At 68.2% G+C, this 26402-nt stretch carries 25 protein-coding genes and 1 riboswitch; of the genes, 13 read left to right on the top strand and 12 right to left on the bottom strand.

What is annotated here, in order from left to right:
- Positions 1–484: 484 nt before the first annotated feature.
- From ACFYQA_RS03645 to ACFYQA_RS03635, 3 genes are all read left to right on the top strand, one after another.
- Positions 485–1597, top strand: coding sequence for a LacI family DNA-binding transcriptional regulator (locus tag ACFYQA_RS03645; protein ID WP_388910958.1), 1113 nt, complete (start codon positions 485–487; stop codon positions 1595–1597).
- 449 nt (positions 1598–2046) lie between these two features.
- On the top strand, positions 2047–3138 hold the full coding sequence (locus ACFYQA_RS03640) for a metallophosphoesterase (RefSeq protein ID WP_388911113.1): 1092 nt from the start codon (positions 2047–2049) through the stop codon (positions 3136–3138).
- A 183-nt stretch (positions 3139–3321) separates the two neighbouring features.
- Positions 3322–4191 carry a hypothetical protein gene (locus tag ACFYQA_RS03635; protein WP_388910955.1) on the top strand — a complete coding sequence of 290 codons (870 nt, stop codon included), beginning with the start codon at positions 3322–3324 and terminating at the stop codon, positions 4189–4191.
- 206 nt (positions 4192–4397) lie between these two features.
- Here the strand turns inward: ACFYQA_RS03635 and ACFYQA_RS03630 are convergent, their stop codons facing one another.
- Positions 4398–5909 (bottom strand): VWA domain-containing protein, encoded by a 1512-nt coding sequence (locus ACFYQA_RS03630; protein WP_388910953.1) that lies wholly within the window; start codon positions 5907–5909, stop codon positions 4398–4400.
- Between the two features lie 89 nt (positions 5910–5998).
- Positions 5999–7822: a phosphomethylpyrimidine synthase ThiC gene (thiC, locus tag ACFYQA_RS03625; RefSeq protein WP_388910950.1), complete on the bottom strand. Its 1824-nt coding sequence runs from the start codon at positions 7820–7822 to the stop codon at positions 5999–6001.
- A riboswitch (TPP riboswitch) is annotated at positions 7815–8003 on the bottom strand. It overlaps the preceding gene by 8 nt.
- 335 nt (positions 8004–8338) lie before the next feature.
- Here thiC and ACFYQA_RS03620 point away from each other — a divergent pair.
- The gene (locus ACFYQA_RS03620; RefSeq protein WP_388910948.1) at positions 8339–9916 is read left to right on the top strand and encodes a YibE/F family protein; all 1578 of its coding nucleotides are present in this window, start codon (positions 8339–8341) and stop codon (positions 9914–9916) included.
- Between the two features lie 218 nt (positions 9917–10134).
- On the opposite strand, the gene ACFYQA_RS03615 is transcribed toward ACFYQA_RS03620, so the two are convergent.
- From ACFYQA_RS03615 to ACFYQA_RS03600, 4 genes are all read right to left on the bottom strand, one after another.
- Entirely contained in the window at positions 10135–10569 is a 435-nt protein-coding gene (locus tag ACFYQA_RS03615; protein WP_042163260.1) for an SsgA family sporulation/cell division regulator, read from the bottom strand.
- A gap of 98 nt (positions 10570–10667) precedes the next feature.
- A complete protein-coding gene (locus tag ACFYQA_RS03610) occupies positions 10668–11393 on the bottom strand; it encodes an IclR family transcriptional regulator C-terminal domain-containing protein (RefSeq protein ID WP_388911110.1) in 726 nt (241 codons plus the stop codon).
- A gap of 302 nt (positions 11394–11695) precedes the next feature.
- Positions 11696–11908 carry a DUF5326 family protein gene (locus ACFYQA_RS03605; protein WP_042163258.1) on the bottom strand — a complete coding sequence of 71 codons (213 nt, stop codon included), beginning with the start codon at positions 11906–11908 and terminating at the stop codon, positions 11696–11698.
- Positions 11909–12058: 150 nt separating this feature from the next.
- Positions 12059–12376, bottom strand: coding sequence for a cupin domain-containing protein (locus ACFYQA_RS03600; protein ID WP_386399784.1), 318 nt, complete (start codon positions 12374–12376; stop codon positions 12059–12061).
- A gap of 59 nt (positions 12377–12435) precedes the next feature.
- Between ACFYQA_RS03600 and ACFYQA_RS03595 the strand changes: the two genes are divergently transcribed.
- The 6 genes from ACFYQA_RS03595 (at position 12436) to ACFYQA_RS03570 (ending at position 17216) form a co-directional block, all read left to right on the top strand.
- Positions 12436–12813: a phage holin family protein gene (locus ACFYQA_RS03595; protein WP_386394104.1), complete on the top strand. Its 378-nt coding sequence runs from the start codon at positions 12436–12438 to the stop codon at positions 12811–12813.
- Between the two features lie 5 nt (positions 12814–12818).
- Positions 12819–13310 (top strand): low molecular weight protein-tyrosine-phosphatase, encoded by a 492-nt coding sequence (locus ACFYQA_RS03590; RefSeq protein WP_388910944.1) that lies wholly within the window; start codon positions 12819–12821, stop codon positions 13308–13310.
- Positions 13307–14479, top strand: coding sequence for a cystathionine gamma-lyase (locus ACFYQA_RS03585; RefSeq protein ID WP_388910941.1), 1173 nt, complete (start codon positions 13307–13309; stop codon positions 14477–14479). The genes ACFYQA_RS03590 and ACFYQA_RS03585 overlap by 4 nt, the downstream gene beginning before the upstream one ends.
- 225 nt (positions 14480–14704) lie before the next feature.
- Positions 14705–15607, top strand: coding sequence for a LysR family transcriptional regulator (locus ACFYQA_RS03580; protein ID WP_388910938.1), 903 nt, complete (start codon positions 14705–14707; stop codon positions 15605–15607).
- A 101-nt stretch (positions 15608–15708) separates the two neighbouring features.
- The gene (locus ACFYQA_RS03575) at positions 15709–16191 is read left to right on the top strand and encodes an NUDIX hydrolase (protein ID WP_332429355.1); all 483 of its coding nucleotides are present in this window, start codon (positions 15709–15711) and stop codon (positions 16189–16191) included.
- 152 nt (positions 16192–16343) lie between these two features.
- Complete coding sequence (locus ACFYQA_RS03570) at positions 16344–17216, top strand: GNAT family N-acetyltransferase (RefSeq protein ID WP_388910935.1); 873 nt, start codon at positions 16344–16346, stop codon at positions 17214–17216.
- A 54-nt stretch (positions 17217–17270) separates the two neighbouring features.
- On the opposite strand, the gene ACFYQA_RS03565 is transcribed toward ACFYQA_RS03570, so the two are convergent.
- The gene (locus tag ACFYQA_RS03565; RefSeq protein ID WP_388910932.1) at positions 17271–17708 is read right to left on the bottom strand and encodes a heme-binding protein; all 438 of its coding nucleotides are present in this window, start codon (positions 17706–17708) and stop codon (positions 17271–17273) included.
- A gap of 166 nt (positions 17709–17874) precedes the next feature.
- On the bottom strand, positions 17875–19083 hold the full coding sequence (locus tag ACFYQA_RS03560) for an MFS transporter (RefSeq protein ID WP_386394086.1): 1209 nt from the start codon (positions 19081–19083) through the stop codon (positions 17875–17877).
- A 143-nt stretch (positions 19084–19226) separates the two neighbouring features.
- On the opposite strand from ACFYQA_RS03560, the gene ACFYQA_RS03555 reads away from it, so the two are divergent.
- Together ACFYQA_RS03555 and ACFYQA_RS03550 are read left to right on the top strand one after the other, a co-directional pair.
- Positions 19227–19691, top strand: a complete 465-nt coding sequence (locus ACFYQA_RS03555; RefSeq protein WP_388910929.1) for a MarR family winged helix-turn-helix transcriptional regulator — start codon at positions 19227–19229, stop codon at positions 19689–19691.
- Positions 19692–19729: 38 nt separating this feature from the next.
- Complete coding sequence (locus ACFYQA_RS03550; protein ID WP_388910926.1) at positions 19730–20182, top strand: GNAT family N-acetyltransferase; 453 nt, start codon at positions 19730–19732, stop codon at positions 20180–20182.
- Positions 20183–20279: 97 nt separating this feature from the next.
- On the opposite strand, the gene ACFYQA_RS03545 is transcribed toward ACFYQA_RS03550, so the two are convergent.
- The 3 genes from ACFYQA_RS03545 to dnaB all read right to left on the bottom strand — a co-directional run bounded on the left by ACFYQA_RS03545 (position 20280) and on the right by dnaB (position 24062).
- Positions 20280–21665, bottom strand: a complete 1386-nt coding sequence (locus ACFYQA_RS03545; RefSeq protein WP_388910923.1) for a serine hydrolase domain-containing protein — start codon at positions 21663–21665, stop codon at positions 20280–20282.
- A 91-nt stretch (positions 21666–21756) separates the two neighbouring features.
- Complete coding sequence (locus tag ACFYQA_RS03540) at positions 21757–22482, bottom strand: methyltransferase domain-containing protein (protein WP_388910921.1); 726 nt, start codon at positions 22480–22482, stop codon at positions 21757–21759.
- Positions 22483–22583: 101 nt separating this feature from the next.
- Positions 22584–24062, bottom strand: coding sequence for a replicative DNA helicase (dnaB, locus tag ACFYQA_RS03535; RefSeq protein WP_388910918.1), 1479 nt, complete (start codon positions 24060–24062; stop codon positions 22584–22586).
- Between the two features lie 458 nt (positions 24063–24520).
- Between dnaB and ACFYQA_RS03530 the strand changes: the two genes are divergently transcribed.
- On the top strand, positions 24521–25858 hold the full coding sequence (locus ACFYQA_RS03530) for an MATE family efflux transporter (protein WP_388910915.1): 1338 nt from the start codon (positions 24521–24523) through the stop codon (positions 25856–25858).
- A 92-nt stretch (positions 25859–25950) separates the two neighbouring features.
- On the opposite strand, the gene rplI is transcribed toward ACFYQA_RS03530, so the two are convergent.
- Positions 25951–26397, bottom strand: coding sequence for a 50S ribosomal protein L9 (rplI, locus tag ACFYQA_RS03525; RefSeq protein ID WP_386394069.1), 447 nt, complete (start codon positions 26395–26397; stop codon positions 25951–25953).
- Positions 26398–26402 lie beyond the last annotated feature (5 nt).

Here is a 26402-nt window from a genome sequence, read left to right as displayed (position 1 = left end):
ACTCCACACCTTATGAGGATTCGGCGTCACTGCGTAGACGTGCACAGCGGTGACGGCGAGGACGGGCCTGCCGAGGTGCGGGCCGAGGTGCGGGCCGCGGGGCGCGCCTGCGGGGCGCGCCTGCCCAGTGACACCGCAAGGGCGATCAGCCCCATGAGCCACCTCAGTCTCTTCAGCAACAGGGGCATCACGCCGCGAAGGCGCACAAAGAGCGTCCGGGCAGGGGGCGCTTCACACATATATCTATGCGCCGGTGGCTTGCGCCGTGGCGCGCATCCCTCGTGCAGGTGAGTTGAGACCTCTTCGCAACATCGCCCCCTCGACAGGTCCGTATGCGCCGAGACACCAGATCCTGGTATTGAAACGTTCAACACCCTTGTTTTCCAAGGAGATTAATACTCAATGATCATGCAGAAACGTGCCTGTCAATGCGCGCATATGCGTCCGCCCTACCCCACCGCATGAGCCCTACTATCGGCTCGCCATGACAGCAGCAGGGAAGCACCAGGTGAGCCGCGCGGAAACCTCACGCCGAAGCAGCAGGCCGGGTCGGGCGGGCATCAGGGACGTGGCCGCCGCAGCCGGAGTATCCATCACGACCGTCTCCGATGCCCTCAACGGCAAGGGCAGGCTCCCGGACGCCACCCGGCGCCACGTCCGCGAGGTCGCCGACAGACTGGGCTACCGTCCCTCGGCCGCCGCCCGTACGCTCCGCACCGGCAAATCGGGGCTCATCGGCCTGACCGTGACCACGTACGGGGAAGAACCTTTCACCTTCACCGAGTTCGCGTACTTCGCCGAGATGGCGCGCGCCGCCACCTCCGCCGCCCTGGCCCGCGGCTACGCCCTCGTGATCCTCCCCGCGACCTCCCGCCACGACGTGTGGTCCAACGTCGCCCTGGACGGCACGGTCGTCATCGACCCCTCGGACCAGGATCCGGTCGTCAGCGAACTGGTCCGGCAGGGTTTACCGGTCGTCTCCGACGGTCGCCCGGCCGGCTCGCTCCCGGTCACCGCCTGGGTGGACAACGACCACGAAGCAGCGGTCCTCGGGATCCTCGACCACCTGGCCGACGCCGGCGCCCGCCGCATCGGCCTGCTGACCGGGACCACGACCGACACGTACACCCACCTGTCGACCACCGCATATCTGCACTGGTGCGAACGCGTCGGCCAGGATCCGGTGTACGAGGCCTATCCGGCACACGATCCGTGCGCGGGAGCCGTCGCCGCCGACCGTCTCCTCGCCCGCCCCGACCGCCCGGACGCCGTCTACGGTCTGTTCGACCCGAACGGCACCGATCTGCTCGCCGCCGCACGCCGCTACGGCCTGCGCGTCCCGGAGGACCTGTTACTGGTCTGCTGCAGCGAGTCGACCGTCTACGCCAACACCGAGCCGCCCGTCACCACGCTCTCGCTCAAACCGCGCCGTATCGGCACGGCCGTGGTCCAGTTGCTCATCGACGCGATCGAGGGCGTCAATGCCGAGCACACAGTGGCGCAGGTCATACCCACCGAGCTGATCGTGCGCACCTCGTCGCAGCGCCGCCCGCCACGTACGACGGTCAGCCCGCCACGGTCACCGGAACGGACCTGACGGACGGCGAGAGCTCGGCAGCGGAGCGGAGGGGACTCGGCGGCAGCGGCTTCCGTCAGGGATGACCCGGCAGGGAACGGGGAGGGTGGGGCAGCGGCTCCCGAAGGGATGAGGCCATTGCTTCCGCGAGAGTGAAGCGGCGCCGCACCCTCCGCCCCTCCTCCGGCTCTCGGAGCTCTCCTCCGCGGGAAACGGGCCGGTCTCCCGGAGGGAGCGGTCGCGGTCCTCTGAGGAGCCCGCACCGTCTCCGGACGGCACCTGGGCGGCCGAGGCCCCGAGCAGAAGCCGAGAATTTTGCCAAAACGGGGCAAAAGTAGCAGCGAACTGGACGCGTGCGCCGATTCACCACCCCTGGGTCATCACACGGCGCGATCCGCATTCCTATGATGGGCCCACGACACCGCGGGCCGCTGCGACCAGGCAGTCCGACGCGGTGCAGTTGCGGCTTGATGGTGGAGGGGTCGATGACTCAGGGGGCCGGTCAAGGACCCGCGGTGGAGCGCCCAGCGACGGTGCGCGACTTCCGGGTGCCCGCTTACGTCCACGAGACCGGTCCGTACGCCCACAGCATGCACCCCGGCGATGTGGCCCCGCCCTCCGAGACGAGCCACCCGGAGGGATACACGCCTACGCAACGGGACCTCCCGGTCATCAATCGGGGTGACACTGTGCAGGTGACCGTCGACCCCGCGTCCGCACCCGCACCCCAGCCCGCCACCGGGCCCGGCCCGCTGTACGTGGTCGGCGACGTCCACGGTTACCTCGACGAGCTGGTGGCCGCCCTCCAGGAGCAGGACCTCATCGACTCCGCGGGCCAGTGGTGCGCCGGCCCCGCACGGCTTTGGTTCCTCGGCGACTTCACCGACCGCGGCCCGGACGGCATCGGCGTCATCGACCTCGTGATGCGGCTGTCCGCCGAGGCCGCCGCGGCCGGCGGCTACTGCAAGGCCCTGATGGGCAATCACGAGCTGCTGCTGCTCGGCGCCAAGCGGTTCGGCGACACCCCCGTCAACTCCGGCGCGGGTACCGCCACCTTCCAGGCCGCCTGGCTGCTCAACGGCGGGCAGAAGACCGACATGGACCGCCTTCAGGACCACCACCTGCAGTGGATGGCCCGCCTGGACGCCGTCGAGACCGTCGACGACCATCTGCTGCTGCATTCCGACACCACTGCCTACCTCGACTACGGCCGTTCCATCGAGGAAGTCAACGACACCGTCCGCGAGACGATCACCCGCAACGACGCCGACGAGGTCTGGGACCTGTTCCGCAAGTTCACCAAGCGGTTCTCCTTCCGCGACGAGGGCGGCGCCGAAGCGGTGCGCTCGCTGTTGGATACGTACGGCGGCACCCGGGTTGTTCACGGGCACAGCCCCATTCCGTATCTGCTGGGCGAAGTAGGCTCCGAGGACGGCGAGGACGGCAACGGTCCTGTCGTCGAGGGTCCGCACGTCTATGCCGAGGGACTGGCCATCGCGATGGACGGTGGCGTGACGATGGACGGAAAGCTGCTGGTCCAGCGACTGCCGCTCGCCCAGTGAGCGGGTTCCGGACCCGGCACCCCCGGCCCGGAACCACACCGAACCAAGGCCAATTTCGGTAAACCCCCTGTCACGGTGCACCGTTGGCGCTCTACCATCGACCTATCCGTAGCAGGCTCCCCTCCGTTTCTGCCCAACGGCTCGTCGGCATGCCGAGTCACAAGCCCTACGGAGCATCGGGGGATGCACATGAACAGCGTTCCGCAGCATCTGTTGACCGAGGACCGCCAGGATTACGCGCGGATTCTCGATGCGGTGCTGCGCTCCGCACCACAACGCCCGGAACTGGCCACGGTCGGACAGCGGCTCACCTCCGAACAACTGCGCACGATGGCACTCAACGCCACCGCGATCATCACGGTGGCCGCGGCAACCGAATACCAGCACTACACCAAGGTCCGCGAGGAACTGCGCCGGCCACCGGCGTCGTCCACCCCGCCCACCCGGGCATCCGGCTCCTCCGAGCCGGGGCCGGAAACGGCGGGGCTCGCCACCACCATGGGAGAGGTCGCCGAGACCGCCGGCGCGGGCGCCGTCGCCGTCATCGCCGTCCTGGCACCTGTTCTGGCCGGCACCGCGGCCGCGATATTCCTGCTCGTCGGTTACATCCTGCGCATGCTCGATCCCGGCGCGGTCTTCGCCCGGACCATGCTCACCACGGGCTGGACATTCGGCGCCGTGACCGCGGTCGCCATCCTGGTCGCCGCGGTGGGTCTGCTGCTGACCGCCCTGCGCAACAAGCCCTCGGCCCGGAGCGGGCCGTACGGTGAAGCCGACGAGGAGCTGTCCCTGGCCAGGGAAGCCTGGCACGAGGCACTGCGGGAACAGGGGATCATCCCGTTCCTGCGGGACGCGCTCGCCGACCCGGGTGCCGCGGCCGCACTGCACTCCGCGGCGCCGTCCGAACCGGCCGGCCGCATCCCGCATCTCGGATACGACCGGCCGGGGTTCACCAGTCCCGGCGAGGGTACGAACCGCGGCCGACGGCCGAGCTACTCGAGTCCGGACTACAGCAGCCCGGACTTCGGAGGGCCGGAACACAAGCCCGAATAGCCGGAACAATCGAATAAGCCGGCCCCACCGGAGCCGGCCCCACCGGAGCCGGCCCCACCGGACGAGCCGAAGCATGCGGACCGCCCAGCCGTCGGCATGCGCTCCCTCACCGGCGGAGCCCGTCCCAGAGCTCCGCACCGAGGGGCGTGAGCCGGGGTGGGCCCGGCTTCGCCGCCCTGTGCCCGTACAGGCCTGAGGAGCGGTCTTCAGGGTCGGAGAATGCCCGCTTGGCCCGCTGCGGTGATCCACTGGGGGAACTCGGACAGCAGGCGGTCGTACAACTCCGGGTCCGGCACAGTGCCGATGTCGTCGACGGCGAAGAACCCGACGTTGTCGACGCGGCGTCCGGGCAGCGTGTCGAACCGCTCCAGCACGCCGTAGTTCGCCCGGCCGAGGCCCACGAACTGCCAGAAGATCGGTTCCTCCACCGCTTCGCGGAGCTCCCGTTCGATCTCGGTATTCCGGTAGACACCGCCGTCGGAGAAGAACAGCACAAGCGTCGGGGCCGCCGCGGGGCTGTCCCTGACGAACGAGCGGACCTCGGCGATGACCTTCTGTTCCTCGTTCTGGATGCCGACCTCCCGCATGTCGACCTGGCGCGGGTCCAGCCCCTTCTTCCGTCCGCGCCGGAAGAGGCTCATCTCTCCCACCCGTACGTGCAGCCGGAGCCATTCGGGCAGCTCGCCCAGGAGCAGGTCCGGCAGCCGCGCCGGATGCGAGGCGAACGTCCAGGCCTGCATCTCACCGTCGTCGTCCAGCTGCGCGGCAACCGCGGCCATCCGTTCGACGACGTCCGCCACCACTCCCTTGGAGTACAGGAAGGACATGGAACCGGAGGCGTCCAGTACGAGGACCACGCGCGCGGTGACCCCGGCGGCCCCGTGCTTGCGCAGGCTGACCGCCACCTGCTCCTTGCGCAGGGACAGCCGCTTGCGCATGTCCACCGGCAGCCGCTCCTCACCCTTGGTGAGCCGTGGAGCGGTCGGGGGGACGGCCGACGGGACGGACGGAGGAACGGGGGCAGGGGGCACCGGGGCGGAGGTGGCCGGCGCGACCGGGGGCTGGGGCGGGGTGGTGGGTACCGCGGGCGGGACTGGTGACACTGTGGCCGCGGCAGGAGTCCTCGTCGCGCCAGGTGCCGTGGTGGAGCCGGCAGCCGTCGTGGAGTCCGCTGCCGTCCGGGGAGCATCGTCCACGGTGATACCGAAGTCGGTGGCCAGCCCCGCGAGCCCCGCGGCGTATCCCTGCCCCACCGCACGGAACTTCCACTTTCCCTGCCGCCGGTACAGCTCACCGCCGATGAACGCGGTCTCCGTCCCGGCCACCATGTCGAACCGCGCGATCTCGGCTCCCGTACCGGCCTCGAGCAGCCTGAGCATCAGTCCCGGCACCTGGCCGAACGTCCCGCCGTCGGACGACGCGCACAGCACGACTCTCTCGACGGCCGGTTCCAGCAGGCGCAGGTCCACCTCGACCGTGTCGGTCGCGGCGCCGGCGGCGCTCCGCTTCCCCAGGTGCGTCACGGCGCCGGAGGTGTGCCGCGGCTGGTTGTAGAAGACGAAGTCGCCGTCGTCCCGCGCCCGCCCGGTCTTCGTGAGCAGCAGAGCCGACCCGTCGATGTCGGGCACACCGGCCCCAGCGGCCCAAGCGAGCTCGACGCGCACCGCCTGGGCGTCGACGGGAAGGTTGGACCCCTTGCTCATTGATCTCGCTGTCATGACATCCAGTCTGCCGACCCGTCCTCCCGAGGAGCGAGAGGGCGGGCCCGAACGGCCCGCCCCTTTGTCCATTCGGTCCGCTTGTTCGTTCAGTCCGTCAACGGCAGGTACACACGGTTGCCCGCCTCGGCGAACTCCTTCGACTTCCGCAGCATCCCCTCGGCGATCTCCTCGGCCGACGCACCCTCCTCCGAAGTCTCGCCGAACCGCTCCGTGATGCTCCGGCTGATCCTCATGGAACAGAACTTCGGCCCGCACATCGAGCAGAAGTGCGCCGTCTTCGCGGGCTCCGCCGGAAGCGTCTCGTCGTGGAACTCCCTTGCCATGTCCGGGTCGAGAGCCAGGTTGAACTGGTCTTCCCACCGGAACTCGAAGCGCGCGTCGGACAGGGCGTCATCCCACTCCTGCGCCCCCGGATGCCCCTTGGCGACGTCGGCGGCATGGGCGGCGATCTTGTAGGTGATGACACCGGTCTTGACGTCGTCGCGATCCGGCAGGCCCAGGTGCTCCTTGGGCGTGACATAGCAGAGCATGGCCGTGCCCCACCATGCGATCATCGCCGCGCCGATACCGGAAGTGATGTGGTCGTACGCGGGCGCGACGTCCGTCGTCAGCGGGCCGAGCGTATAGAACGGGGCTTCATCGCAGATCTCCTGCTGAAGGTCGATGTTCTCCTTGATCTTGTGCATCGGGACATGCCCCGGGCCCTCGATCATGGTCTGCACATTCAAACGCCTGGCGATCCGGTTGAGTTCCCCGAGCGTGCGCAGTTCCGCGAACTGCGCCTCGTCATTGGCGTCGGCGATCGAGCCCGGCCGGAGACCGTCGCCGAGCGAGTACGTGACGTCGTACGCCGCGAGGATCTCGCAGAGTTCCTCGAAGTTCTCGTACAGGAACGACTCCTTGTGGTGCGCCAGGCACCACGCCGCCATGATCGAGCCGCCGCGCGAGACGATGCCCGTCTTGCGGTGGGCGGTGAGCGGCACGTACGCCAGCCGTACCCCCGCATGGACCGTCATGTAGTCCACGCCCTGTTCGGCCTGCTCGACGACGGTGTCCTTGTAGATCTCCCAGGTCAGCTCCTCGGCCCTGCCGTCGACCTTCTCCAGCGCCTGGTAGAGCGGCACGGTGCCGATGGGGACGGGGGAGTTGCGCAGCACCCACTCCCGGGTGGTGTGGATGTTGCGACCGGTGGACAGGTCCATGACCGTGTCGGCGCCCCAGTGGGTCGCCCAGGTCATCTTCTCCACCTCCTCCTCGATGGAGGAGGTCACCGCGGAGTTACCGATGTTGGCGTTGACCTTCACCAGGAACCGCTTGCCGATGATCATCGGCTCGGTCTCCGGGTGGTTGACGTTGGCGGGCAGCACCGCGCGGCCTGCCGCGATCTCCTCACGCACGACCTCCGGCGATACGTTCTCCCGGATGGCCACGTACTCCATCTCGGGCGTGATCTCACCGCGGCGCGCGTACGCCAGCTGCGTGACCGCCCCGCTCACCCCACCCGCGCGGCCCCGGCGCGGCTGACGGGGCCGGCCCGGGAACACCGCGTCGAGATTGCGCAGTCCACCGCGCGGCGAGGTGTGCCTGATCCCGTCGTCCTCGGGGCGGACCGGACGGCCCGCGTACTCCTCGGTGTCACCGCGCGCGGTGATCCAGTTCTCCCGCACCGGCGCCAGCCCTCTGCGCACATCGGTGTCGACCAGGGGGTCGGTGTACGGGCCCGATGTGTCGTACAGCGTGACCGACTGCCCGTTGGTGAGGTGTACCTGACGGACCGGCACCCGCAGGCCGGGGCGTGTGCCCTCGACGTACGCCTTGTGCCAGCCGATGGACTTCCCGGCCTCCTCCCCCACCGACGCTTCCGTCGGTTTCTGGGTGGAGGCAGGCGTGCGTGCGTCCTTGTTGGTCATGAGACCTACTCCCTACGCCGGCATTACCCGGTAACAGGTTCAGCGGTCGACGCAGCAGTTTCCGTCTGCCGACGTTCCGTGTGAAACATCACTCGGACATGTGATGTTTCATGTGGAACGTCGCTGGGACGGAGGTCAGCGCCCTCTCAGCCCGGTGCTCCGAGCTCCCGCGTGTACAAAAAAGGTACCTCCACGCTAGCGGGAATCCTGGCGCGGTGAACAGAGGGCCCTCGTTGTTCTTGCGATGATCAGGCGGTGACCTCGACGCAACCTCCCCCGTACCCACCGCCCGAACCATCCCGTGGCTCCGGCGGCCGAATCGGCGGCGGCCGTGGCAGAGGACCCGCAGCCGGCACCGGCCTGGGCCATGGGGACGTTCAGGGAGACAGCCCCGGCTCCGAAGACTGGTTCGGGCATGGACACCGCCCCGGCGAGGTACCGGCGGCACAGAACCACCTGCCCGGCCCTGGAAACCCTGGCCCCAGAAGCCCCGACGGGCCCGCCGGCCCGGGGCCCGTGGGCCCGGGTTTCGAACCTTCCGGTCGGGCCCCCGGGCCCGGCGCGAGCCGCCCGGGCCCGGGCCACAGGCAGGGGCAGGGGCAAGGAGGGCAAGGAGGGCAAGGGCAGGGTCGAGCCCGCGGCCAGGCTCACGGTCCGGGTCATGACCACAGCCCGGACCCCGGCGCCGGCGGCCGCGGCCCGAACTCCGGCGGCGGACCGAACTCGGTTGGCGGGCACGGCGGTCCGTCTCCGGGCGACGGTGGGCACGAGCATGGCCAGGGCCCCGCCGGCGGGCATGGGCACAGTCACAGCCACGGCCCGGCCGCTCCCGTCTCGAAGCACCTGCGCAAGGTCATCGCGGCGGTCCTCATCCCGTTCGGTGCGGCGGTGCTGATCGGCCTCGCAGTGCTGTGGCCGGGTGGCACACCCGGCCACGAGCGGACCGGTGTCGGTTTCGACCGGCAGACTCAGCAGGCCACGGTCACCAAGGTGGCCGAGGTGAGCTGTTCGTCCGTCAACGCATCCGGAGGCGTCCCGACCGGCGACATCTCGACGGCCGAGGGGTCCTCCGCTCAGCAGCAGGCGGACGGCACGTGCAAGAAAGCGACCATCCGGGTCGACACCGGCGACGATGCGGGCCGCACCTTCACCGAGATCGTGCAGCCGGACCAGTCACGTCAGCTGAGCGAGGGTCAGGGGGTCGTGGTCGCCTACGAGCCCTCCGCACCGAAGGACCTCCAGTACTCGGTGGCGGATGTGAACCGGCGCGTACCGCTGGCCCTGCTCGCCGGCATTTTCGCGGTCGCCGTCGTCGCTGTCGGACGGCTGCGCGGTGTGATGGCACTGGTCGCGCTGGCGGTCAGCTTCCTGGTGCTGAACTTCTTCATCCTGCCCGCGATCCTGCAGGGTTCGAACCCCCTGGTCGTGGCGGTGGTGGGGGCGAGCGCCATCATGCTGCAAGCCCTGTATCTCTGTCACGGGCTGTCGGCGCGCACCTCTGTGGCTGTGCTCGGCACCCTGATCTCGTTGCTGCTGATCGGCTTTCTGGGTTCGGTCTTCATCAGCTGGGCGGCGCTGACCGGCGACACCGACGACAACACCGGTCTGATCCACGGACTTTACCCGGATATCGACATGAGCGGTCTGCTGCTGGCCGGGGTCATCATCGGGTCGCTCGGTGTACTCGACGACGTGACGGTCACACAGACATCGGCCGTATGGGAATTGCACGAGGCCAACCCGTCGCTGGGCTGGCGCGGGCTGTATCGCGCGGGTATCCGCATCGGCCGCGACCACATCGCGTCCGTCGTCAACACCCTGGTCCTCGCCTACGCGGGCGCCGCGCTGCCCTTGCTGCTGCTGTTCTCCATCGCGCAGAGCAGCGTGGGGACGGTCACCAACAGTGAGCTGGTGGCGGAGGAGATCGTGCGTACGCTGATCGGCTCGATCGGCCTGGTCGCCTCAGTTCCGGTCACCACGGTGCTGGCTGCCCTGGTGGTCTCGGCCGACCGCCCGACCACGCAGGGAGCGGCCGAGGAAGGCGGCCGGTCGGCTCCGGCACGCGGTGGGCGGGGCAGGCGCCGGAAGCGCTGACCCCACCGGCGCCGGACCGCGCGCCGCGCCGTCTTCTGACCGTCCGCGGCCGCTCACCCGGCAACCCGTACTCCGGTGGTCGACCGTCGGCCACCGATTACCAATTGCTGGTCATACCGGCACCGGAGCCGCTCGGTCACCACCGCGGAAGCATTCCTGCACGGTCGGGCGGAACACGGTGAAGGGTTCCGCCACAAGCCGTCCGGGGTCGGAACGCTTCACCCGGCGCTCTGCTCCGCCAGGATGCGGTCCAACGCATCGTCGAGATGGGCGTCGAAGTCGGCTAGCGCTCCCTCCTGACCCAGCGGCACCAGCTTGTCGGTGCGGTCGAGAAAGGCCACGAGCGGCGCCGTCGACGAACGGAACAGCGCGTGGTCGCCTCCGACCTGAAGCCGGATCAGCACCTCACCCAGGGCATCGGGGTCGACCGGTGAAACACGTACGTCGCCCTCACCGCACGGCCTGCCCACGCCGTCGATCAGCAATTCCCGACCGAACGCCCAGGTCACCGGCGCGTCACCGGGAAGATGGAAGGTCAGCCGTACGGCGTAGGGATCACAGGTGTCGTAGCGGAGCTCCACCGGGATACGGAAGGACAACTCCTCCGACACAAGAAAACTCATCATGACCTCTGCCTGCACGGACTCGCGCATCGCCTACCCCGTCATTCGCTACGGACCGGCCTGGAATGGACCCCTGACACTGGATGAATCTTGCTCAACGTACACAATGAATTACAAGGAGTGATTTTTCAGATACTGATAGAGAGTGCCAAAGGCCCCAGCAGGCGACCCACTTCCGTCTGCAACTGCTGGGCGGCAGGGTGCAGCCGGTGGACCTGATGGACCGGTAGGGAGACGGCGATCGTCGCGGCCGTGGCACCGGCCGTGATCGGGACGGCCGCGCACACCGTCCCCAGCGCGTACTCCTGACGCGCGAACACCGGCTCCAGGCGACGCGTCCGCTCCAGGCGCCGGAGCAGGCTGTGCCCGTCGCGCACCGTGTACGGCGTGACGGGCTGCACCGGGTAACGGTCGAGGTGGTCCCGGCGCGCGACCTCGTCGAGCTGGGACAGCAGGCACTGCCCGATGGCGTGCGCGTGGCCGGTCGCCCGGAAGTCGGCCCACTCCTGGACCGCGGGATTGCCTGGAGTGTCGGAGACGCACACCAGCTCGATCTCGCCCTCGCGGTACACCGCGTAGTACACGGGGGCCCCGATCGTGTCACGCCAGCGCGCGAGCGCGGCAACGACCGTGCTGCGACGTTTCTGCGGGGCTCCATTGCTGGTCAGCCGCTCGGCCGCGTCGCCGAGGAAGAACAGCCCCTTGTCTCGGCGCAAATAGCCCTCATGCACAAGGGTGCGCAGCAGGTGGTAGGCCGTGGGAAGCGCCAGCCCGGTCTCACGGGCCAACTGTTTGGCCGGGGCACCGGACTCGTGTCCCGCGACGGACTCCAGTAGACGCATCGCGCGCTGCACCGAGCCGATGAGGGTCGTGGTGGGCGCCGGCTCGGACGCTGCGCGCGCATGGGGCTGGCAGGGGACGGCGGACAGATGTGCGGGGACGGTGGCAGCCGTGGCCAAGGGTCACTCCCGGAGCGAGGGGGCAGCCCGTGCGGGGGAACACGGGTGGGGGTGTACGCCGCTCGCGGGGATCGTCCCCGCATGGCCTTCCGGACTCTAACCGTCTGTCACCGCGGACAGACGGTCCGTCCGGGAAACTTCCCCCACCCGAGGGAACCGGCGCCGGCTGTTACCGCTTCACCGGCTCCCCGTGAGGCTCACCAGTCGCCACGCGACGTCGAACTCGACGTGAACTTCCTTACGACGTAGATGAGTCCGCCGACCAGGGCGACGAAGACCAATACCTTGAAGAGCAGCCCGATCACGAATCCGACCACGCTGGCTATCAGGCCGCCGAACACGACCAGAGCGATGACCGGCACCGCGATCCACTTCACCCACCACGGCAGTCCCATGAAGATCTCTCGCATCGCCTTCGTCCTTACCTGCTCCGCCCGTCTCGTACCGGGTCGCGTGAATGATGTCCTGCACTCGATGCTAGGGCGGCAGGAGCCCTGCTGGGGGCCTCTGATCCCTTGTCCTCCCCTGAGCGGTCCCCTAGGGAACCCGGAGACCGCTGCTCAGCTCTCGGGGGGAGAGAAAACCACCAGGACCCTCAGGTCCTCACTGATGTGGTGGAACTTGTGCGCGACCCCGGCCGGCACGTACACAATGCTGCCGCGGGCCACCTGCGTGGTCTCCATTCCGACGGTGATCGACGCCCTGCCACTGACGACGAAGTACACCTCGTCCTGGCCGTGCGGCTGCTGTGGATCCTGCTCGCCCGCGTCCAGGGCGTACAGGCCGACCGACATGTTCCGCTCCCGCAGGAACTGGAGGTAAGCACCCTCGTTGGCGGCGCGTTCGGTCTCCAGTTCGTCCAGCCGGAATGCCTTCATAGCCTTGTCCGCCCCTGCCTCACTGCTCACGTCCGGTCCTGTCTGCCACGATCAGACACATGAAGAATTTCGTAGTCAAGACGATCGCCAACGCCGCAGCCCTCGCGGTCGCGGTGTGGCTGATCGACAAGATCACCCTGACCGGCGACAACACGGGTAAGGAGATCGGTACCCTCATACTCGTCGCGTTGATCTTCGGCGTGGTGAACTTCCTGGTCAAGCCACTCGTGCAGCTCCTCAGCCTCCCGCTGCTCATCCTGACTCTCGGGCTGTTCACGCTGGTGGTGAACGCTCTGATGCTGCTGCTCACCTCCTGGCTCGCCGACGTGTTCGACCTGAGTTTCCATGTAGAGGGCTTCTGGACGGCAGTGCTGGGCGGTCTGGTCATCTCGGTCGTCTCCTGGGCCCTCAACGTCGTCCTGCCCGACGGAGACTGAGCACCATGGTCTACCGCGTCTGCTTCGTCTGCACCGGCAACATCTGCCGCTCCCCGATGGCCGAGTCCGTCTTCCGCGCGCGCGTCGCGGAGGCCGGCCTCGACGGCGTGGTAGAGGCCGACAGCGCCGGTACCGACGGCTGGCACGAGGGCGACGGCGCCGACGCACGCACGGTGGCCGTCCTTGAGGAGAGCGGCTACGCCGCAGACCACACCGCCCGGCGGTTCGACCCCTCCTGGTTCGCCCGCCTCGATCTGGTCATCGCCCTCGACACGGGTCACCTCAGAACCCTGGGCCGTCTGGCCCCCACCCCGCGGGACGCAGGCAAGGTACGCCTGTTGCGCTCGTACGACCCCGAAGCGGGCGACGATCTGGACGTACCGGACCCTTACTACGGGGAGGCGGACGGCTTCCACGCATGTCTTGAGATGGTGGAAGCGGCGAGTGCCGGGCTGCTCTCCTCGGTACGTGAGCAGGCGGAAGGACGGGCGACATGAGCGATTCGAGGATGACCGGCGGCTACGGGGCGGGCGCGGGGGGAGCGTCTCCGGGTGAGGGCACGCGCGCGGTGCGGGCCGGGCTGCCCGAGCCGGCCAAGCACGAACCGACCCTGCCCGGCCCCGTCTTCGCCGCCCACTTCCACCTGCCCGGCGACCCCACCGGTCCCTACACCTATGGCAGGGACGAGAACCCGACCTGGACGCTGCTGGAGCGGGCCATCGGAGAGCTGGAGGCGCCGGAGCAGGACGGTGTCGAAACCCTGGTGTTCCCCTCGGGCATGGCCGCGATTTCCTCGGTGCTCTTCTCCCAGCTCCGCTCCGGGGACGTGGCTGTCCTGCCGAACGACGGCTACCAGGCACTGCCCCTGGTGCGCGCCCAGCTGGAGGCGTACGGCATCGAGGTGCGCACCGCACCGACCGGGGGCGACGCCCAGCTCGATCTCCTCGACGGCGCGAGACTGCTGTGGATCGAGACTCCGTCGAACCCCGGGCTCGACGTGTGCGACGTGCGGCGGCTCGCCGAGGCGGCACACGCACGTGGTGCGCTGGTCGCCGTCGACAACACTCTGGCGACACCGCTCGGCCAGCGCCCGCTGGAGCTGGGTGCCGACTTCACCGTGGCCAGCGGTACCAAGCAGCTCACCGGACACGGCGACATCCTCCTGGGATACGTCGCCGGCCGCGACGCCGAGGCGATGGCCGCCGTACGCCGCTGGCGCAAGATCGCCGGTGCCATTACCGGCCCCATGGAGGCCTGGCTCGCGCACCGTTCGATCGCCACACTCCAGTTGCGGGTCGACCGGCAGAACACCACGGCGCTGACGCTCGCCCAGACACTGCGGGAACGGCCCGAGGTGACGGGGCTGCGCTATCCGGGGCTGCCGGACGATCCCTCTCACAAGATCGCCTCACGGCAGATGCGGCGCTACGGATGTGTGGTGTCCTTCACGCTGCCCTCACGCGCGCGTGCGGACCGCTTCCTCGACGAGCTGCGGCTCGTGGACGATGCGACGAGCTTCGGCGGTGTGCGGTCCACAGCCGAGCGACGGGGTCGGTGGGGTGGGGACGCGGTACCGGATGGCTTCGTCCGCTTCTCCGTCGGTGCCGAGGACCCTGCCGATCTGGTGGCGGACGTGCTGCGCGCACTGGACGAGTCGGCCGGCTGACCGGTCCGTCCGGGCGGGTCGCCAGGCGCCGGGCTCCCGAGGACGGACGGTCCGAGCCTCCCCCCTCGTGGCTCGGACCGTCCCGGTTCTACGCGCGCGAAGAACCACGCGACCAAGGCTAGTTGACTCATTGTCAGTGTCCAATCACTGTAGCGACAGCGACCTATCGACATATTTATAGTTGTGCCGGAGCGGCAGCGGGGCCGACAAACGGGAGGGTGTGCTGTGGATCTGGCCTTGTTACGGACCTTCGTGACCGTGCACCGAGCCGGTTCCTTCACCCGCGCCGCCGCCCTGCTCGGCCTCTCCCAGCCGGCCGTGACCTCCCAGATCCGGACCCTGGAGCGACAGCTGGGGCGACCGCTGTTCCTGCGGCAGGCCCGTGGCGTGACACCCACGACCATCGGGGACGAGCTCGCCCACAAAGCCGCGCCCCACCTCGACGCCCTGGTGGAAATCACCGAGACCGGGCTCGACGAGGACTTCTCCTCGCGGACGCTGCACCTGGCCGGACCTATGGAGTTCACGTCCGAGCGGGTAGTGCCCGCCCTCACCGCACTGCCCCGGAACGGCCAGAGCTTCGCTCTGCGTGCCTCCTTCGGAACCGCCGAGGAGACGCTGGAAGGGCTGGCCGCCGGGCGACACGATCTGGCCATCAGCACGGTCCGACCACGCGGCGCTCCGCTCTCGGCGACTCCGCTCTGCGACGAAGAACACGTCCTGGTCGCCGCGCCCTGCTGGGCCGAGCGGTTCGATGCCGGCAGGGTCCATCCCGCCGGGGTGTCCGAGCTGGAACAGATCCCGGTGATCGAGGTGCACGAGTCGCTCCCTCTCGTCTCCCGTTACTGGGCCTCCGTCTTCGACTCCCGGCCTGTCACCGCGGGCGCTGTCGTCGTCCCGGATCTACGCGCGGTGCTGGCCTGCACCATCGCGGGTGCCGGGCTGGCTGTGCTGCCCCGGTACCTGTGTACGGCCGCACTCGAAAGGGGGGATGTCACCGCCCTGCACGAGCCCGCGGTGCCGCCGTTGCGTACATACTTCCTGGTGGTCCGTAACGGCGCCCTGGCCATGCCGCATGTCGCACGTGCTCATGAGGCACTGCAGCAGGCAGCCACCGGCTGGTGCTGACCCTCTGGTCGGGTAGTCCACGCCGGGCGCCCCACGCCGGAAATCCGGTCGATGATGTGTCGCAATGTTTCACGTGGAACTAGCTGGGCCACATTTCCTCCATGACCGTCCGACCTGTGGTCAAGCGCACCGCTCGAGCCGTTCTGCTGGACGACGACCACCTGATCCTGATCAAACGCACCAAGCCCGGTGTGGATTCCTACTGGGTCACCCCGGGCGGCGGTGTCGAGCCGGAGGACTCGACCGTCGTCGACGCTCTTCACCGAGAGGTGTACGAAGAGCTCGGCGCCAAGATCACCGACGTGGTGCCCTGTTTCGTCGATACGGTGGAGCACATCGGTGCGGACGGCGGCGCCACCGGTGTGAAGGTGCAGCACTTCTTCGTCTGCCACCTCGAGTCCATGGACCCGTCCTTGCGGCACGGCCCAGAGGTCGACGAACCCGCCGGGGAGTACCAGATCGTCCGCGTGCCGTTCACCCGTGTGGGCATCGCCTCCGTGCACCTCGTCCCGCTGTCACTGCGGCATTATCTGGACGGCAACATCGAGGGTGTGCGCGCGCTGCAAGCCCCCGACCTGGACTGACCCACCCGAAAACCTAGCCGGTTTCGCGCGTTTCACGTGAAACATCCCGTGTTCGAAACCGCGCCCTGCATGGGCCTCCACGTGGCTGAGTGGCTGCCTCGACCTTTGGAAACAAGTGGACGCCGTCGTCGACGTCGGACAGCCTGACCTGCGTGCCGACACCTCCCTTTGCTTCTCTGCCCATCCGTCGTCTGACATTCCGCGATCTCTCGGCCTGCGCCGACTTGTCCGAGGACCGGGGGTGGCCACGTGAAGAGCACAAGTGGAGACTCCTCCTCTCCGCCGGCAAGGGCTACGGCATCGATGATCCCGACGGCGGACTGGCCTCCGCCTGCGTCGTCACCGAGTACGGGCCCCAGGAACAACCCACACTCGGCGCCATCGGCATGTTCCTGGTCGCGGAACGGCATGCCCGGCAGGGCGTCGGACGCCGTCTGATGCGCCACGTGGTCTCAGAGATGGACGCCACCCCACTGACGCTGCACGCGACACCAAACGGCCGCCCACTCTACGAAGAGCTCGGTTTCAAGGTCACCGGCCGGGCGGAGACGCTCCACGGGCGCTTCGTCCCGGGCGCGGGCGGACACGTAGTGGGGGTGTCCACCCGAGCTGCGACCGCCGAGGATCTGCCCACCCTTCTCCGGCTGGACGAGGAGGTATTCGGGGCGGACCGCACACACATCGTCACCCGGTTGCCCGCATTCGCCGACCAGTTGCGCGTGGCCGAGGAGGACGGCCGGATCGTCGGCTACGCCGCCGCGTGGCCCAATATGGACACCCACGTCGTGGGTCCGCTGATCGCCCGCGACATCCCCACGGCCACGGCGCTCCTCGCCTCGCTCGCCGCCCACACCGACCGGCCGTTGCGCACCGACATCGACGTGCGGCACGAAGAGTTGCTGGCATGGGCGAAGGGCCATGGTCTGGAGTCCATCGCCTTCAACGCTGTGATGACGTACGGAATCACGGAGCTACCCGGCGACTGGACCCGAAGGTTCGCCCCTGTGACGGTCGCGGCAGGCTGACGCCTCCGGACACGACGACGCCGGTTCCCGATGTACCGGGAACCGGCGTACGCGCTATGGGCGCCGCAAGCCCTGGACGAGGGCGTCCACGGCAGCCATGGCGAAGGAGTGATCCTGCTCCGGTGCACCGCCCCCGACGCCGATCGCGCCGATCGGACGGCCGCCACGCTGGACGGGCACGCCCCCCGCGATGAACAACAACGGCCGGTCGAGTGCGGTGGGCAGGGTGTGGAAGATCCCTCCGGGCTGTACGGCGTCGACGAGGTCTGCGGTGGGCGTGTTCAGTTGAAGAGCGGTATATGCCTTGCGGGTGCTGGTCTCGCCGGAGATCAGCACGGCACGGTCGTCCCGCCGGAAGGCGAGCAGATGTCCGCCCGCGTCCAGGACGGTCACGCTCACGGTGACCCCGGCAGACTCGGCGGCCCGGTGCGCGGCCATGACGAGGGCTTCGGCCTCGGCGGCGGTGAGTGGGGCGACAGCGGTGGTGTTCATGAACGGGTACTCCTCGGTGTACGGAGGATGCCGCTTGAAGCGGTGAGGTCCGTGAAGGAAGTGATGTTGGTGGGGAAGGTGATGTCGGCTGTGGTGGCGAGGGCGCCTGTGGACACGGAGGGCAGGGGGGTGGCCCTCGCACCCTCCGTGTCCGCAGGCGCCCCGGTCAGTGGAGGACCGCGGCCCCCCGCTCGGCGGGCACCTGGTCGGCGCCCACGGCGCTGAGGGCCTTTTCACGACGGTCGAGGGCTGCGGAGACGAAGGCCAGCACCAGGGCGCTCGCGGCGAGGACGGCGCCGACCCAGTTGGGCGCGGTGTAGCCGAGGCCCGACGCGATCACCAGGCCACCGAGCCAGGCGGACAGGGCGTTGCCGAGGTTGAAGGCGCCGATGTTCACGGCCGAGGCCAGCGTGGGGGCGCCGTGGGCCTGGTCAAGAACACGCTTCTGCAGAGGCGGGACGGTGGCGAAGCCCAGGCCTCCGATCAGGATGATCGTGACGGCCGCCAGGACCTTGTGATGCGCGGTCAGGGTGAAGAGCGCGAGGACGACGGCGAGAGCGCTCAGAGACACGTACAGCAAGGGCATCAGGGCACGGTCCGCGTACCTGCCGCCGACGAGATTGCCCCCGACCATGCCCAGGCCGAAGAGGACCAGCAGCCAGGTGACGGATCCGTCCGCGAAGCCGGCGACCTGCGTCATCATCGGCGCGATGTAGGTGATGGCCGCGAAGACACCGCCGAATCCAAGAACGGTCATCGCCATGGCAAGCAGTACCTGGACGTTCTTGAAGGCTGCCAGTTCATGACGTAGCCGTACGCCCTCGGGCGCGGGAAGGTCGGGAACGAGCCCGGCGATGCCGGCCAGTCCGATGACACCGAGCACGGCGACGAGCCCGAACGTGATGCGCCAACCGGCCGACTGGCCGACAAGGGTGCCCAGGGGAACACCGACGACATTGGCCACGGTCAGCCCGGTGAACATCAGGGCAATGGCTCCGGCCTTCTTGTGCGGAGCGACCAGACCGGCTGCAACCACCGAGCCGATCCCGAAGAAGGCGCCGTGGGCCAGCGAGGCGATTACCCGCCCGAGCAGCATGAGGCCGAAGACCGGGGCCAGGGCCGAGAGCAGGTTCCCGGCGATGAACAGACCCATCAGCAGCATCAGCATCCGCTTGCGGGAGATCTTGGTGCCGAGCACGGTCATCAGCGGGGCGCCGAGCATGACGCCCAGGGCGTAGCCGGTCACCAGATGACCGGCCGTGGGGACGGAGACGCCGAAGTCGCCGGCGACCTCGGGCAGCAAACCCATGATCACGAACTCGGTCGTTCCGATCCCGAAGGCCCCGATCGCGAGGGCCAGAAGCGCGAGAGGCATGAGGAGACAACCCTTCCCAAACGATTGCAGAATCACTTTGCGCGCTCCGACAATAGTTGCACACGCGGCCTACCTGCAAACGCGGTCTATTTCATTGTTGCTCTATCCTGGTTCCAGCAGCTCCTGGACGGAGGGAAACGCCAATGACAGCCACGGACCCCGCACTCACCGCCCTTGCGCAGGGCTGGTGCGCACTCTCCCTGCTGCACGGGAGAATCGAGGCCCACATCGAGCGGGCTCTTCAGGTCCAGCACGATCTGAGCGTGCGGGAGTACTCCCTGCTCGACGTGTTGAGCCGGCAACACGACGACGAAGGGGGGCATCTCCAGATGAAGCAAGTGGCAGACGCGGTCGTGCTCAGCCAAAGCGCCACCACCCGTCTGGTCACCCGGCTCGAGGACCGCGGCCTGCTGGAGCGCTACCTATGCCCCACGGACCGGCGCGGCATCTACACCAACGTCACGCAGGCCGGCCTCGCCCTTCTCGAGAAGGCGCGGCCGACCAACGACTCCGCACTGCGCGAGGCACTCGACGCGGCGGCGAAGAACCCCGACCTGGCCCCGCTGGTTCGCACGGTGGAGACTTTGAAGGCATCCGTACCGGCATGAGCCGACCCCGTCGGCACACGCCTGCGTAAGGTGCCGTCATGGAAGATCTTGAGATACGTGTCGCGGCCGCCCGCGACGTCCCCGCGATCGTCGGCATGCTCACGGACGACCCCTTGGGGGCACAGCGCGAGTCTCCGGACGACCTTGGGCCGTACCTGGCCGCGCTGGAGCGGCTCAGCGCCGACCCGAACCAGCACCTGGTTGTCGCAGTCCACAAAGACCGTGTCGTCGGCACACTCCAGCTCACGATCGTTCCCGGACTGTCCCGTCGCGGCTCCACGCGATCGATCATCGAAGGCGTCCGCATCCACGCCGACGAGCGCGGCAGCGGTCTGGGGACCCGGCTCATCGAGTGGGCCATCGGCGAGTCTCGCCGTCAGGGATGCCAATTGGTCCAGCTGACCTCCGACAACACCCGCACCGATGCCCACCAGTTCTACGAGCGGCTCGGCTTCTCGGCTTCCCACGTGGGCTTCAAGCTGGCGCTGTAAGGACGACGGAGGGCTGTTTCACGTGAAACAGCCCTGGGGGGACCCCGGTAACCCCAAGCCCTCCTGGGTACCCCCGGGCAAGTCTGGTGTGCGAGTCCTAGCCGATCCCCTGCCATCCCTCAGGGTCCACTCCGCCCGGTACAGAAGCCCCGTCCTCGTACGGCTGACGGCTGAACACGAAGGACCCCAGGTCCAGATGGCTCACCGACCCGTCCGGCCGCCGTACGGGCTTCAGGAGCTCTCCAGCGTAGTAACCCTCCAGTCCGGTCCAGGTTCCGTCGCCGTTCGAGCGGAAGCGGGCACGACGGCCCGTGCCGGACAGCGGCTCCAACGACAGCGGCCCGTCGGCCGACAGCCTCAGAGCGAAGCCCTGCGTCCCCCAGTACCACTGGCCCACCAGCTCCAGCACCGCGGAATCAAACTCCCGCAACGGCCGCCAGGGCGCAGGGATACACGGTTCCGCCTCGGCGACGATCCGGATGAGATCGGCAGCGACCGGGAACAGCATGGGCCCCGAAGTGCAGTTGGCCAGGACCACTGCGGCCACGTCGTCCTCCACGCCGATCGCAAGACAGGCGAGGAAGCCCGGCAGGGATCCGGTGTGTCCGACGAGAGCCCGCCCGCCCCGGTGACGCAACTCCAGCCCTAGGCCATAGGCATAGCCGCTCGCCACGTCCGTTGCCTCTGCCGGCGCCGCAGGCCTCCTCATCTCCCGCAACGACTCGATATTCAGTACGTGTGCGTTCCCGTGGGCCAGGAAGGCCGCGAAGCGTGCCAAGTCACCTGTGGTGGACCAGAGTTGTCCCGCCGGAGCCATCCGCCCGAGATCCTCGGCCGGCTCGCGCAGCATCACGTCGGCCCACGGATGCACCGCCCAGCCACCCGCATGCGGCGTCTTCGGACGCACACCCGTCCGACGCAGGCCCAAGGGCTCAAGCACATCACGTCGGAGTACCTCCTCCCACGTGGCACCGCGCAGCTTCTCCACGAGTGCGCCGAGCAGCGCGTATCCGGGGTTCGAGTAGTGGAACCGTCGGCCGACCGGATGCACCAGGGGCCGCTCGCCCAGGACATCGGCCAGGTCGGGCCGCAGTGAGCCGGGGGTGCGTTCCCACCAGGGCCCCGGCGTCTCGGCCGCCAGACCTCCGGCATGCGAGAGCAGCTCGGCGAGGGTCGCCTCACCTGCACCCGTACCCGGCAGATACTTCTCCAGCGGGTCCCCGAGGTCGATCACCCCCTCATCGCGCAACTGGAGAACCAGTACGGCGGTGAATGTCTTGGTGATGGAGCCGATGCGGTACTGCACGTCCTCGTCCGGCTCATGCCCCTCCACCGACGTCCGCGCCCCCGTCCATACGGCCTCTCCGCCCCGTACCACGGTCGCGACGAGCGACGGGGCACGCTCCTCCGTCTGGGCAACGGCGATGCGGTGCAGCAACGCCCGACGCGTACCGGCCAGCAGTTCTTCCTGATGTGTCGACATACCCTCAGTTCACCAGGTGAGGGCTCCGCCCGTAGGAAGCCGGCGGCCGGAACGCCGGAGCGGCCGGCGCCGCGTCCGTCCTGGATATTCGTCAGCGGGAGCAGACCACGCTGACGAGCATGAAGGAAGCGAAGAAGGTTCCCTCGGAAAGAGAGGTGAACCAGCGACGGCCACGTTCTTCGTCGATGTGACCGTCCTGGATGGCCTGTTGCATGTTACGGCCCAGCCCCAGGGTGTGATCCGCGTCCTGGAAGTCGAGGAAGACCGGTGTCGTGGCGATCACCGTCTCTACGGTGAAGCCGGCTTGCTCCGCGTGGCGGGCGAGGCTGCGGCCGATGGTGGCATGACGGACCACTTCTGAAGTGGTGTAGCGCGTGAAGGCGCGGCTTGTGCCGAGATCCTCCGCGTCGACGGTCAGGGTGTCCCAATCAGGTTCGGCAAGACCGATCAGCGCACCCGGCCGGGTGACCGAGTGGAGTTGTGCCAGGACATCGACGGGCTCGGCGACGTGCATGAGAACTCGATCGATCTTGGCCCGGTCCACTGACCCCGGCATGACGGGCAGGCAGTGCGCATCTCCCTCCCGGATCTCCACCGCCGACAGGTCTCTCGTACGTCGGCGGGCCTCGGTGAGCATCGCCGGGTCACGGTCGACTCCGATCACCGTGCCGCTGACACCGACGCGTTCGGCCAGCTCCGGCAGGTCCGCACCCGGGCCGCACCCCACGTCGAGTGCCGTCTGCCCCGGCTGAACGTCCAGCAGATCCATCAGCTCCCGCTTGTAGTCGCGGCCGGCGCCGGCTGCCGCTCGGAGCATGTAGGCGGCCTGGTCAGGTCGGGAAACACCGAGAGTTGTGGACATACGGGAGAGTCAACACCGTGGCCGGCAGCGGTGCTACTCCCCAGGAAGGGGGCCGGTCAGGTCTGCGCCATGTCCACGAAGCGGGAGTAGTGGCCCTGGAAGGCGACCGTGATGGTCGCCGTCGGGCCGTTTCGGTGCTTGGCCACGATCAGGTCGGCCTCGCCCGCGCGCGGGGACTCCTTCTCGTACGCATCCTCGCGGTGCAACAGAATGACCATGTCGGCGTCCTGCTCGATGGAACCCGACTCACGCAGGTCGGAGACCATCGGTTTCTTGTCGGTGCGCTGCTCGGGACCACGGTTGAGCTGGGAGAGTGCGATGACCGGCAACTCCAGTTCCTTGGCGAGCAGCTTGAGGTTACGGGACATGTCCGAGACCTCCTGCTGACGGCTCTCCGCCCGCTTGGAACCGCCGGACTGCATCAGCTGGAGGTAGTCGATGACGACCAGCCGCAAATCGTTGCGCTGCTTCAGCCGACGGCACTTGGCGCGGATTTCCATCATCGACAGGTTCGGGGAGTCGTCGATGTAGAGCGGTGCCGCCGACACGTCCGGCATCCGGCGTGCCAGGCGGGTCCAGTCCTCGTCGGTCATCGTGCCGGACCGCATGTGGTGGAGGGCGACCCGGGCCTCGGCGGACAGCAGGCGCATCGCGATCTCGTTGCGCCCCATCTCGAGCGAGAAGACCACACTCGGCAGGTTGTGCTTGATGGACGCGGCACGGGCGAAGTCCAGCGCAAGCGTGGACTTGCCCATCGCGGGACGCGCGGCGATGACGATCATCTGCCCCGGGTGCAGCCCATTGGTGAGCGAGTCGAAGTCCGTGAACCCCGTGGGCACACCGGTCATCTCACCGCTGCGTGAGCCGATCGCCTCGATCTCGTCGAGCGCGCCTTCCATGATGTCGCCGAGCGGGAGGTAGTCCTCACTGGTGCGCTGTTCCGTGACGGCATAGATCTCGGCCTGTGCCCGGTTGACGATCTCGTCGACGTCGTCGTCGGCCGCGTACCCCATCTGTGTGATCCGGGTACCGGCCTCGACCAGGCGGCGCAGCACGGCGCGCTCGTGCACGATCTCCGCGTAGTACGCCGCGTTGGCCGCCGTGGGCACCGTTTGGACGAGGGTGTGCAGATACGAGGCCCCGCCGACCTTGTTGATCTCACCGCGCTTGGTCAGTTCCGCGGCGATCGTGATGGGGTCGGCCGGCTCACCCTTCGCGTAGACGTCGAGAACGGCTGTGTAGACGGTTTCGTGAGCCGGCTTGTAGAAGTCGTGGCCCTTGAGGATCTCCACTACATCGGCGATGGCGTCCTTGGAGAGCAGCATGCCTCCCAGAACGGACTGCTCGGCCTCGAGGTCCTGCGGCGGTACCCGCTCGAACGTGGAGCCCGTGCCGTCCCATCCACCGGAATCCCGGCCCCGGTCGTGCTGTTCGTCACGGCCGCGGCCTCCGTTTTCACGGCGTCGGGAGGCGGGCAGAAGATCACTGGGTCCGCTGTCGGCCCACGGGTCGTCCAAGGGCTCGGAAATGCTCACCGAGCAACCTCCTCCCGTCCGCCGAGCGGACCTCGCCGTGCTCCTCTTTCTACGACACGGCACTGACAAATAGGGCACCCGACTCCGGTTGTCGCGCGCCGGTTTTATGACTTTTTGGAAACCGGCAAACGGAGCGGGCGCCGGACCACCGTAGGCCCGTCTGCACCGTCAGCCAATCTGGTTATCCACAGGGCATGTGGACGACTGGCCCAATGCTGTGGAGAAGTCCGCCAAACCTGTGCACGACCCGGTGGACAGCCCTGTGAACAAGACCCGCATTGATCCGCAAGAGGGGCGCTGACCTGGCATTTCCTCATCCACCGCCTGTGTAGAACAAAAAAATTTCCTCTCCAGCCAAGATCCCCCCAAGTGCTGTATGCAAGCACACACCCTGCGCCATCACGTAAGGGTCTATGGTGCATTGCATCTCTTACCTGTGGACGATTAGATTGGTGCGCATGACACAGGCCTCCGCGCGCCCTCGAGCCGTCCGACGGCAGCACGACCGCGAGATCGTCATGCTGGCCGTACCGGCATTCGGCGCCCTCGTCGCCGAACCCCTCTTCGTCATGGCGGACAGCGCCATCGTCGGCCATCTCGGCACAGCGCAGCTCGCCGGACTCGGCGTCGCCTCGGCCCTCCTGATGACCGCCGTCAGTATCTTCGTCTTCCTCGCCTACGCCACCACGGCCGCTGTCGCCCGACGAGTCGGCGCCGGCGACCTTCCCTCAGCCATCCGCCAGGGCATGGACGGAATCTGGCTCGCCCTGTTCCTCGGTGCCGGTGTCGTCGCCCTGCTCCTGCCCACGGCGCCCTCCCTCGTGGATCTGTTCGGAGCCTCGGACACCGCGTCCCCCTACGCGATCACCTATCTGCGTATTTCCTCACTCGGCATACCGGCCATGCTGATCGTGCTCGCCGCGACCGGTGTCCTGCGCGGACTGCAGGACACCAGGACCCCTCTCTACGTCGCCGTCGGCGGCTTCGCCGCCAATGGTGTTCTCAATGTCGCCCTGGTCTACGGCGCCGGTTTCGGTATCGCGGGCTCCGCCTGGGGCACGGTCATCGCCCAGTGGGGCATGGCCGTTGTCTATCTGACCGTGGTGCTGAAGGGCGCGCGCAAGCACGGTGCCTCACTACGCCCGGACCTCGCGGGGATCAGAGCCTCTGCCCAGGCCGGCGCACCATTGTTGGTACGAACCCTCTCACTCAGGGCCATCCTGATGATCACCACCGCCGTCGCCGCCCGACTCGGTGATTCCGACATCGCAGCTCACCAGATCATCCTTTCCCTGTGGAGCCTGCTCGCCTTCGCGCTGGATGCCATCGCGATCGCCGGGCAGGCCATCATCGGCCGCTATCTGGGAGCCGGAGACGCTCAGGGGGCCCGCCAGGTATGCCGTCGCATGGTGCAGTGGGGCTTCGGGGTCGGGGCCGTCCTCGGCATGGTCGTGGTGCTCGCCCGGCCGGTCCTCCTGCCTCTGTTCACCAGCGATTCCACAGTCACGGACATGGCGTTGCCGGCCCTGATGATCGTCGCGCTGTCCCAGCCGATCTCCGGCATCGTCTTCGTGCTGGACGGGGTACTCATGGGTGCGGGCGACGGGCCGTACCTGGCATGGGCGATGCTGATCACTCTGGTGGTCTTCACTCCGTTCGCCCTGCTGGTCCCGATGTTCGGAGGTGGACTCACCGCACTGTGGGGGACGATGGCTCTCATGATGACTGTTCGGCTGCTGACCCTGTGGTTCCGCACCCGCTCGGGCCGCTGGGTCGTCACCGGCTCCGCACGCTGAACGTTTCGCGCGAAACCCGTCGTTTCACGTGAAACGACGGCGGGGCCGCACCTTTCAGGTGCGGCCCCGCCGTCTGCTGCAACGAGCAGTACTTATTCCGAGACAACCTCAAGGTCGACCTTGGCGGCAACCTCGGGGTGCAGACGCACGAACGTCTCATGGGCGCCGAGGGTCTTGATCGGCGCGCCGAGCTCGATGCGACGCTTGTCGACCTGGGGACCGCCGGAGGCCTTGATCGCGGAAGCGATGTCGGCGGGCGTGACGGAACCGAAGAGACGACCGGCGTTGCCGGAGCGGACCGCGAGGCGGACCTTGACGCCCTCGAGCTGGGCCTTCACCTGGTTGGCCTGCTCGATGGTCTGGATCTCGTGGATCTTGCGAGCGCGACGAATCTGCTCGACATCCTTCTCGCCACCCTTGGTCCAGCGGATCGCGAGCTTCCGCGGAACCAGGTAGTTGCGAGCGTAACCGTCCTTGACGTCGACGACGTCGCCCGCGGCACCGAGGCCGGAGACCTCGTGGGTGAGGATGATCTTCATGAGTC

It is taken from the genome of Streptomyces sp. NPDC005774 (assembly GCF_042871645.1).
Taxonomy (GTDB): Bacteria; Actinomycetota; Actinomycetes; order Streptomycetales; family Streptomycetaceae; genus Streptomyces; species Streptomyces pratens.
Note: the sequence above shows the minus strand (reverse complement) of the source record. Positions and strands in the feature narration are given on the sequence as shown.